Source organism: Streptosporangium sp. NPDC049046, assembly GCF_040649155.1.
Lineage (GTDB): Bacteria > Actinomycetota > Actinomycetes > Streptosporangiales > Streptosporangiaceae > Streptosporangium.
Genome location: NZ_JBEZEZ010000038.1, coordinates 64,918 through 72,993, shown reverse-complemented (window position 1 = coordinate 72,993; position 8,076 = coordinate 64,918). Strand labels below are relative to the sequence as shown.

Annotated in this window: 9 protein-coding genes; 5 read left to right on the top strand and 4 right to left on the bottom strand. The window is 69.3% G+C overall.

From position 1 onward, the window contains the following. Positions 1-644 (bottom strand): IS5 family transposase (locus AB0B96_RS36030; protein ID WP_362905222.1); only part of this gene is annotated, 644 nt, incomplete at its 3' end. Positions 645-796: 152 nt separating this feature from the next. Further along, positions 797-1,684, bottom strand: a complete 888-nt coding sequence (locus tag AB0B96_RS36025) for a phosphotransferase (RefSeq protein WP_362906118.1) — start codon at positions 1,682-1,684, stop codon at positions 797-799. 160 nt (positions 1,685-1,844) lie between these two features. Here AB0B96_RS36025 and AB0B96_RS36020 point away from each other — a divergent pair, with 160 nt between their 5' ends. The 5 genes from AB0B96_RS36020 to AB0B96_RS36000 all read left to right on the top strand — a co-directional run bounded on the left by AB0B96_RS36020 (position 1,845) and on the right by AB0B96_RS36000 (position 7,058). Further along, entirely contained in the window at positions 1,845-2,030 is a 186-nt protein-coding gene (locus AB0B96_RS36020; protein WP_362906116.1) for a hypothetical protein, read from the top strand. A gap of 251 nt (positions 2,031-2,281) precedes the next feature. Next, positions 2,282-2,614 carry a hypothetical protein gene (locus AB0B96_RS36015; RefSeq protein ID WP_362906114.1) on the top strand — a complete coding sequence of 111 codons (333 nt, stop codon included), beginning with the start codon at positions 2,282-2,284 and terminating at the stop codon, positions 2,612-2,614. Then, on the top strand, positions 2,611-3,978 hold the full coding sequence (locus AB0B96_RS36010; protein ID WP_362906112.1) for an AAA family ATPase: 1,368 nt from the start codon (positions 2,611-2,613) through the stop codon (positions 3,976-3,978). Before AB0B96_RS36015 ends, AB0B96_RS36010 begins: the two co-directional genes overlap by 4 nt. 343 nt (positions 3,979-4,321) lie before the next feature. Next, positions 4,322-5,512 (top strand): CoA transferase, encoded by a 1,191-nt coding sequence (locus AB0B96_RS36005; protein WP_362906111.1) that lies wholly within the window; start codon positions 4,322-4,324, stop codon positions 5,510-5,512. A 49-nt stretch (positions 5,513-5,561) separates the two neighbouring features. Next, a complete protein-coding gene (locus tag AB0B96_RS36000; protein ID WP_362906109.1) occupies positions 5,562-7,058 on the top strand; it encodes a carboxyl transferase domain-containing protein in 1,497 nt (498 codons plus the stop codon). Positions 7,059-7,182: 124 nt separating this feature from the next. Here the strand turns inward: AB0B96_RS36000 and AB0B96_RS35995 are convergent, their stop codons facing one another. Both AB0B96_RS35995 and AB0B96_RS35990 read right to left on the bottom strand, forming a co-directional pair. Beyond that, complete coding sequence (locus AB0B96_RS35995) at positions 7,183-7,614, bottom strand: hypothetical protein (protein WP_350946785.1); 432 nt, start codon at positions 7,612-7,614, stop codon at positions 7,183-7,185. Further along, complete coding sequence (locus AB0B96_RS35990; RefSeq protein ID WP_362906107.1) at positions 7,611-8,072, bottom strand: hypothetical protein; 462 nt, start codon at positions 8,070-8,072, stop codon at positions 7,611-7,613. Before AB0B96_RS35990 ends, AB0B96_RS35995 begins: the two co-directional genes overlap by 4 nt. Positions 8,073-8,076: the final 4 nt, after the last annotated feature.

The following is an 8,076-nucleotide window of genomic DNA, read 5'->3' as shown; positions in this document are numbered from 1 at the left end:
TTCCCGGCCTGATCGGCCGGCTCGGGGATCGTGCTCCGGATTGCCCTGCTGCGCAGGTAGGACCGGTTGGCGCGAGAGGAGTACGCCTTATCGCCGCGCACCCGCAGCGGACGGACTCGGGGACGCCCCGGCCCGATGCGGGGGACCCAAATGCCTTCCAAGACAGCCGTGAACTGTGGGCTATCGCCGCGCTGTCCGGCGGTGACCAGCAAAGACAGTGGCCGCTGGCCTTGCTCGCAGGCCAGGTGAATCTTGGTGGTGAAGCCACCCCGGGACCGGCCCAGGCCGTGATCGGCGGGCTCGACACCGATTCCGCCCGGCGGCTCCTTCTGGGCCGATCCATCGCGACGGGCGCCCGCGGCGTGCTGATGGGCCCGGCAGATCGTGGAGTCGACGTTGACCTCCCACGTGATCAGTCCTGCCGCATCCGCCCGGGCTTGCAGCCCGGTCAGCAGCCTCGGCCACGTGCCATCGCGCTGCCAGCGGCGAAACAGGCCATAAACCGTCTGCCAGGGCCCATACTCCGGCGGCAGATCCCTCCACGGAGCACCGGTCCGCACCCGCCAGCGGATCCCGTCTATCAGCCTGCGCCGGTCCACCACCGGCCTGCCCAGCACCGCGACCGGCAGCAACGGCTCCAGCACCGCCCACTGCTCATCAGAAAGATCCCCTCGCCCCACACCGAGATCATTACGGTGCGGGGCAAAGGACAGCGTCCACTTCTAAAACACGCCCTAGGGGCGAGTGATTTCCGTTGACGCTCAGCTCTCCTGCCAGGTTCACGCGGGCGGCCCGGTCAGTTGGTGCGGTACTCCACCCACGCCCGGCACGCCGCCGCAGTCCTCGCACGCTTCGCCCGCAGACGAACCGGACCAGCCACGGCCAGGCGGGCAGCGAACAGCGCCCGGGTGGCGGCCAACGCGGTCACCACGCTCGCGGGCGCCGAGCTCCACGCGGGCAACCGGGCGGCGACTCGCTCAGCATCGGCGGGTGTATGCCCGGCGTCGACCAGCCGCGGGACCAGCAGGGCCACGTCCACCCAGGCAGCACCCTGGCAGGCCATCGACCAGTCGATGATCCGGCACTGGTTGCCGTCGACGAGCAGGTTGCCCGCGTGCAGGTCCGCGTGCAGCAGTGTGGTGCCGGTGAGCTCGTCGAGGTTGAGGGCTTTGACGAGCGGTTCGTACTGGCCGGCCTCGGCGGGTGTTTCGGCCAGCTGCTCCTCGGCGACGCGCAGCAGGGCGGCGGCCTTGCCCGTGATCGACGGTGCCCCGGGCCATGAGCAGGGCACAGGGATGGCGGAGATCGCGTCCAGGACAGCGGGCAGGTCCGAGGAGCCGGGCGACAGGTTCGCCTCCTGGCCGGCCGCGTGCTCGAACAGCAGCACATGCCAGCCGTCGACGTCCGTGGTCCACAGCAGGCGGGGAGCTGGGATCTGCGCGGGGAGGGCTTGGTTGGCGGCGCGCTCGCGCAGCAGATGCCCGGCGACCGGAGCGGCGGCGGGGGCCGCCTTCGCGAAGAACACGGCCCCCTCGGTGGTGAGGTGTGCGGCGACGCCGGAGGTCAGCCCGACCTCGGCTGATCGGACGCCAGTGACTGGGCCGGTCTGCTCTTCGACGGCCGCGCGTGCTTGTTCGGGCAGGTCAGACCACTGTCTTCTTCGGTGAATCGGCACACCCCGCATGGCACTGGTTGCAATTGCCGTTGCTGCACTCGGCGGAAGTCGGCCACACCACCGGATCCACCCGGTAGCCGGCCGCCCCCATCGCCTGGATGGTATCCGCGAGGCTGCCGCCCGTCCCGGAGGGCGATTTCAAGGGGGCGTCGCAACTCCTCAGATCGAGATGTTGCGAGAGGTGATCGAGAAGCTGACCGCCCGGTGCCGCCGACTGGAGGACGACCTCGGCCCCGAGGTCGTGCTTCCCATGGTCGACGCCCAGCGTGAGCTGGTCGCAGGTCTACTGCACAGTGAAACGCTGCTTCCCGCGCTGTGCGACCGCCTCACCCATGCCTACGCCCAGCTCAGCTAGCTCGCCGGCTCCGTACGGCAGGCGCGTACCCGGCTCCAGCCGTGAATGGGCAACAAGCGCGTCCGTCATCTCGACGAGGAACTTCGCTCCCTGGGCATCGTTTCCCAGGTCAAGGCATGAATCGAGTGGATCATCGTCGTTTCGTACTCGAAGCATCAGCCCCGACGGCTAACGTGATCTCGTCGTGGAGGGGGTGGCCGATATCTCGGCATAGGCTCTTTACCTGGCCATAGGATTCGAGCCTGCCGAGCTTGGCCGTCGCCACCCACGGAGCGGCGACGCTGAAAACGGATACGAGACGCAAGGGCGAGGTCGCGAGCACGATGGAGCAGGTCAGCCTGGAGACCGGCGAGATGAAGAAGATCACGGGAGATGCGAACGCCGTGCCGCGCTCCCTGTGTGCTGGGGAGGGCATCGGCTTCGTCATCGGCGAGCGGATCAAGCTGAAGGGTAACGAGCCGATCAGGCATGCCGTCGAGAAGATCCTCGCCTACGAATACCGGATTCCGGCTGAACTGCCTGAGAGCGCCAAGGCTTACCGGCGATTCCGGGAGAAGTACCCCCAGCAGGGGAGCCCGCGTTGATCACTCGGATCGAGGCCTACAACTACCGCTGCTTCCCCGCGCTCAGCGTCGACCTGGGCCGTTACCACGTCTTCGCCGGAGCCAACGGGGCAGGGAAGACGACACTGCTTGACATTCCTACGCTTCTCGGTGACCTACTCGGTCGACAGCGGGCGGTCACCGCGTTCCTGGAACGGCAGGAGCACGGCAGGGCCGCCCGAGCGAGTACGCCGACCGATCTGCTCCACAAGGGGCGAGGCGACAGCATTGTCTTCGTCATCGAGGCGAAGCTGGACGACGAAGTCGTGGAGGCGCTGTCCGTGGCCGGCCAGGTCCGGCCGGGCCGCCGTGAGATCCACACCCACCTGCGATACGAGCTCTGCCTGGAGGTCGGACCGCGTGTGCTGAACGTGGCGGAGGAATATCTTTTCCTTTACTCCGACGCGGGGGTACGTCCGGAGCCTGGAACTTTTCCGCAGGGGAGAGTCGGTTTTGGCGGCACCTTGGCACACCCGGACTGGCAGCCGGTGATTCTCCGGGAAGGGCGTGCGCCGACCCGATTCATCCCGGAGACGACCACGCCGACCGCAGAAATCGATGCGCGGAGGTCGCCTTCCGCCTCCTCGCACCAGGATCTGCCAGGGACGTTCGCTCAGGAAACGGGAATTCCGCCACTCCGGGTGCCGCCGGGGCAACTCGCGCTCGGCTCGGTTCCCGCCGACCCGACCCTCTTTCCGGCCGCGCTCTGGCTCGCGCAGTTGCTCCGCGAAGGTGTGGTCTTCTTCGCCCCTGACTGGGAGGTGTTGCGCCGCCCGGCGCCTCCTGGCGACCCGGCTCGGCTTCTGCCGTCGGGGGTGAACATGCCCTGGCTCGCACTGGATCTACAGCAGTCCGACCCCGACCGATTCGCCTCCTGGGTCGATCATGTGCGCACCGCACTGCCCCAGGTCACCGGGATCAGTGTGGTCGAACGTGAGGAAGACCATCATGCCTACTTCGCGGTGGAGTACGCGGGGGGGTACCGGGTGACCTCATCAGGCCTCTCCGACGGCACGCTGCGCATTCTGGTGCTGACGCTCCTGCCCTACCTGAGGGAGGAGGAGATGCCCAGGCTGCTGGTGACCGAGGAGCCGGAGAACGGCATCCACCCGCGAGCGATCGAGACGGTCGTTCAATCGTTGAGTTCTCTGTACGACTCTCAGGTTTGGATCTCCACCCACTCTCCGATCGTGCTCGCCCATACCGAGCTCGCGGATGTGCTGGCCGCGAGGCTGAACGAGGACGGCAGCGTCAGTGTGATCCCCGGCAACCGCCACCCTCGGCTTCGCGACTGGCGCGGCTCGCTCGACATCGGCACGCTCTTCGCGGCGGGAGTGCTCTCGTGAGCGCTGCCCCAGCGACGGGCGGCGTCGCGTCACCGCTCACTGTCTTCCCCAACGTCGTGGGAGTTCGTGCGTGATCTCATCTTCCCCCGTCGTCATCGCAGCGTGACGTTGTCTTCCTCGTCGCTGGCGCGGGCATGGAACAAATGCTCCGTAGATTCTTCGGGCGTGAGAGGTTCCATCAGATCCTCCGCTTCTTGTGGAGATCGTGACCCGCTTGTTTTCGTGGCCCATCCCTGCTCGTCCCGGTGGAAGGCGGCATGGGAGATCATGGTGGTTCCCCATCCGGATATCGTGCTAAGTGGTCTCATGACAGGCGGACCGGGAGCACAGTGGCGTCCTTTAGATGGACGCGGCCACCATGTATCGGAGGTTGATCTTGCAGGGAGCACTCGGCGACATCGTCGTCCTCGATCTCTCTCGCGCGCTCGCGGGTCCGCACGCCGCGCAGATGCTCGGTGACCTGGGGGCCCGGGTGATCAAGGTGGAGCATCCCGAGGGGGGTGACGAGTCGCGGGGGTGGGGGCCGCCGTTCGTAGGCCCTGATCATGATATTTCCACGTATTTCCTGGCGGCCAACCGCAACAAACAGTCGATCGCCGTCGACCTCAAGTCCGCCGAGGGGAAATCGCTTATCGAGCGGCTGGTGCGTCAGAGCGACGTGCTGGTGGAGAACTTCCGTACCGGGGTCCTGGACCGGCTGGGTTTCTCCGTCGAGCGGTTGCACGAGCTCAACCCCCGCCTCGTCATCCTGTCGATCACCGGCTTCGGCCATGACGGGCCGGAGGGCGGCAGGCCCGGTTACGACCAGATCGCGCAGGGGGAGGCGGGGTTGATGAGCCTGACCGGCCCGTCGCCCGAGGAGCCGTACCGGGTGGGCGCCTCGATCGCGGACCTGCTCGGGGGCATCCACGGCGCGTACGGGGTGGTCGCCGCGCTGTACGAGCGGGAGCGGGCCGGGCGGGGCAAGGTCGTGCGGACCTCGCTGCTGGCCGCGGTGACCGGGGTGCACTCCTACCACGGCACGGCCTGGACGGTCGGCGGGCAGGTGCCCGGGGCGGGCGGTAATCACCACGCCTCCATCGCTCCGTACGGCGCCTTCCGCTGTGCCGACGGCATGATCCAGATCGCGGCGGCGAACGACGTGCAGTGGCGCAAGGTCGCTGCCCTGCTGGACATAGACCCAGATGTCGCGAAATATGCGATCAATAGGGAAAGATTCGCGCATCGGGATGAGCTGATCGCCGACATGGAGCAGGCGCTCACCAAGCATGACAGGGGGCACTGGCTGGCCGCGCTCGCCGAGGCCGGGGTGCCCGCGGGGGCCATCAGGTCCATCGACGAGGTCTACGCCTGGGACCAGACCCGCTCCCAGGGCCTGGTGGTCGAGGTGGACCACCCCGTGCTCGGCACCATCGAGCTGCCGGGACCGCCGCTGCGCTTCGACGGCGACGCTCCCGTGCGCCACACCGCCCCGCCGGCCCTCGGCGAGCACGGCGACGAGGTCCTCGCCTGGCTGGAGGAGCGCGAGCGATGACAGGCAGCCTTCCGGCCCACGCCCGCGTGCCGTCTCCCGGAGCGTGGTTATGACCCCGGTACGGCCCGACGCGCGGACGCTGATCGACACCTTTCTCGATCCGGGGACGTGGGTCTCGTGGGACGAGCCGCCCGCCGACCCCGCCGCGCCCGGCTCCGGGTACGCGGAGGAGCTCGCCGCGGCCCGGGCCAAGACGGGGTACGACGAGTCGGTGATCTCCGGTGAGGGCCTGCTCGAAGGGCGGCGGGTGGCGATCGTCGCGTGTGAGTTCTCCTTCATGGCAGGTTCGATCGGGGTGGCCGCCGCCGAGCGGCTCACCGCCGCGGTCGAGCGCGCCACCGCGGAGGGGCTCCCGCTGCTGGCCGCCCCGGCCTCGGGCGGGACCCGCATGCAGGAGGGCGCGGTGGCCTTCGTCCAGATGGTGAAGATCACCGCTGCCGTGGCCGCGCACCGCGCGGCGGGGTTGCCGTACGTCGTCTACCTGCGTCATCCCACCACCGGTGGCGTCTTCGCCTCCTGGGGGTCGCTCGGGCACGTCACCGCCGCCGAGCCGGGGGCGCTGATCGGCTTTCTGGGGCCGAGGGTGTTCGAGTCGCTGCACGGCTACCCGTTCCCCGAAGGTGTCCAGGTCTCCGAGAACCTCTTCGCCCACGGCCTGGTCGACGCCGTGGTGTCGGCACAGGACGCCCGGGGGATCGCGGTACGGGCGCTCGCCGTGCTGTGCGCACCGCGCGCGGGCCTGGATCCGGGGGAGGAGCCCGACGGGCGGATTCCCGCGATCGAGGCGTGGGACGCGATCAGCCGTTCCCGCCGTGACGACCGCCCCGGGGTGCGGGCGCTGCTCAAGCTCGGTGCCTCCGACGTCACCCCGCTGCACGGCACCGGTGTGGGCGAGAACGATCCCGGGCTGATCCTCGCCCTGGCGAGGTTCGGCGAGGCCCCCGCGGTCGTGCTCGGCCAGGACCGGCGGCACCAGCGGATCGACGCCCCGCTCGGCCCGGCCGGGCTGAGGGTCGCGAGGCGGGGCATGCATCTCGCCTCCGAGCTGGGGCTGCCGCTGGTCACCGTGATCGACACCGCCGGTGCCGCGCTGTCGAAGGCGGCGGAGGAGGGCGGCCTCGCCGCGGAGATCGCACGTTCCCTGGCCGATCTGGTGATGCTCGACGCCCCGACGGTGTGTCTGCTGCTGGGGGAGGGGGCGGGCGGTGCCGCCCTGGCGCTGCTTCCCGCCGACCGGGTGCTCTGCGCGCAGCACGGCTGGTTGTCGCCGCTGTCTCCCGAGGGGGCCTCAGCGCTTCTTTACCGGAGTGTCGACTTCGCGCCGGAGATCGCCGCGGCGCAGGGGGTGAGATCCACCGACCTGCGCGGGAACGGGCTCGTCGACCGGATCATCCCGGAGTTTCCCGACGCCGCCTACGAGCCGGAGGCGTTCTGCGTCCGGGTCGCGCGCACCCTGGAGCACGAGATCGCGGGGCTGCTGAGCCAGGCCCCCGCCGACCGCCTCGCCGCCAGACTGGCCCGTTACCGGCGGCTCGGCACCGGCTGAAAAGGCAGCGGCTGAGAAAGGCGCCGGCCGAGCGGGATACCGGCTGAGCGGGACCCTTGCCGAAGTGGACCTCGGCTGAGAGGGACGCCTCCGAGGAGGCGCCGGTCGAGCGGAGGGCGGCGGGTTACGGCTCGGCGCCCTCCGGCGAGAGGGGGACGGGCAGCCGCTCGATCCTGATGGAGAAGACCTCGTCGCGGGGGACGACGACCTCGTACGCCCCGTGGTCGACCATCCAGTAACCCAGCGCCTCGGCCTTCATCCCGCTGTGCCCGGTGTAGGCGATGTGCAGGCTCTCCTCGCCGTTCTCCTCGGAGACGTCGAGGACCAGGCACGGCTCCCCGCCGAACGCGCCGACCGTGCGGACCAGCACCAGCCAGTCGAGGTCCTCGCGGGCGACGACGAGCCGCCAGTAGCCGGAGGCCGCCTCGAAGCCCTTCTGGGCCTCCTCGTTGAACAGCACCACTTCGGAGGCGCCGGGGCCGAGGGCCGCGGCGTACGTACGGCCCAGGTAGCGGGCGGCGAAGCCCGAGGCCACCGGCTCGATCTCGGCGCTCATGAGGCGGGCCGCCAGCTCAGGCCGTCGTAGAGGCCGAAGAGGCGCTCCTCGCCGGGGACCACGTGGATGATCTCGGCTCCCGCGGGGATCGGCATGGGTGTGGTGTGGAACTGCGGCACGACGTGCTCCCGCGAGGTGGTGAAGCCGTTTCCCGCGAAGGGCGGTGAATCGTTCCAGTCACCGCCCATGTGCGGTCCGTACGGCACGATGTAGGCGTCCATGTCGCGGGCGAACCAGCGCATCAGGTAGATCTCGGGGACCGTCGCGGTCAGCTCCGACCCCTCGAACCCCAGGTCGAGGCCGACGAAGAGCTGCGCGGGGGTGGTCAGCCGCGCGCAGTCCTGAACCCGGTAAACATATCCGGAGATCACGGTGCGTCTGCCGGCCAGATAGGGCACGAGCAGCCGAGGCGGTATGACCTTCTGCATCTGCGTTCTACGCCCAGGTGGCTCACTCACGATC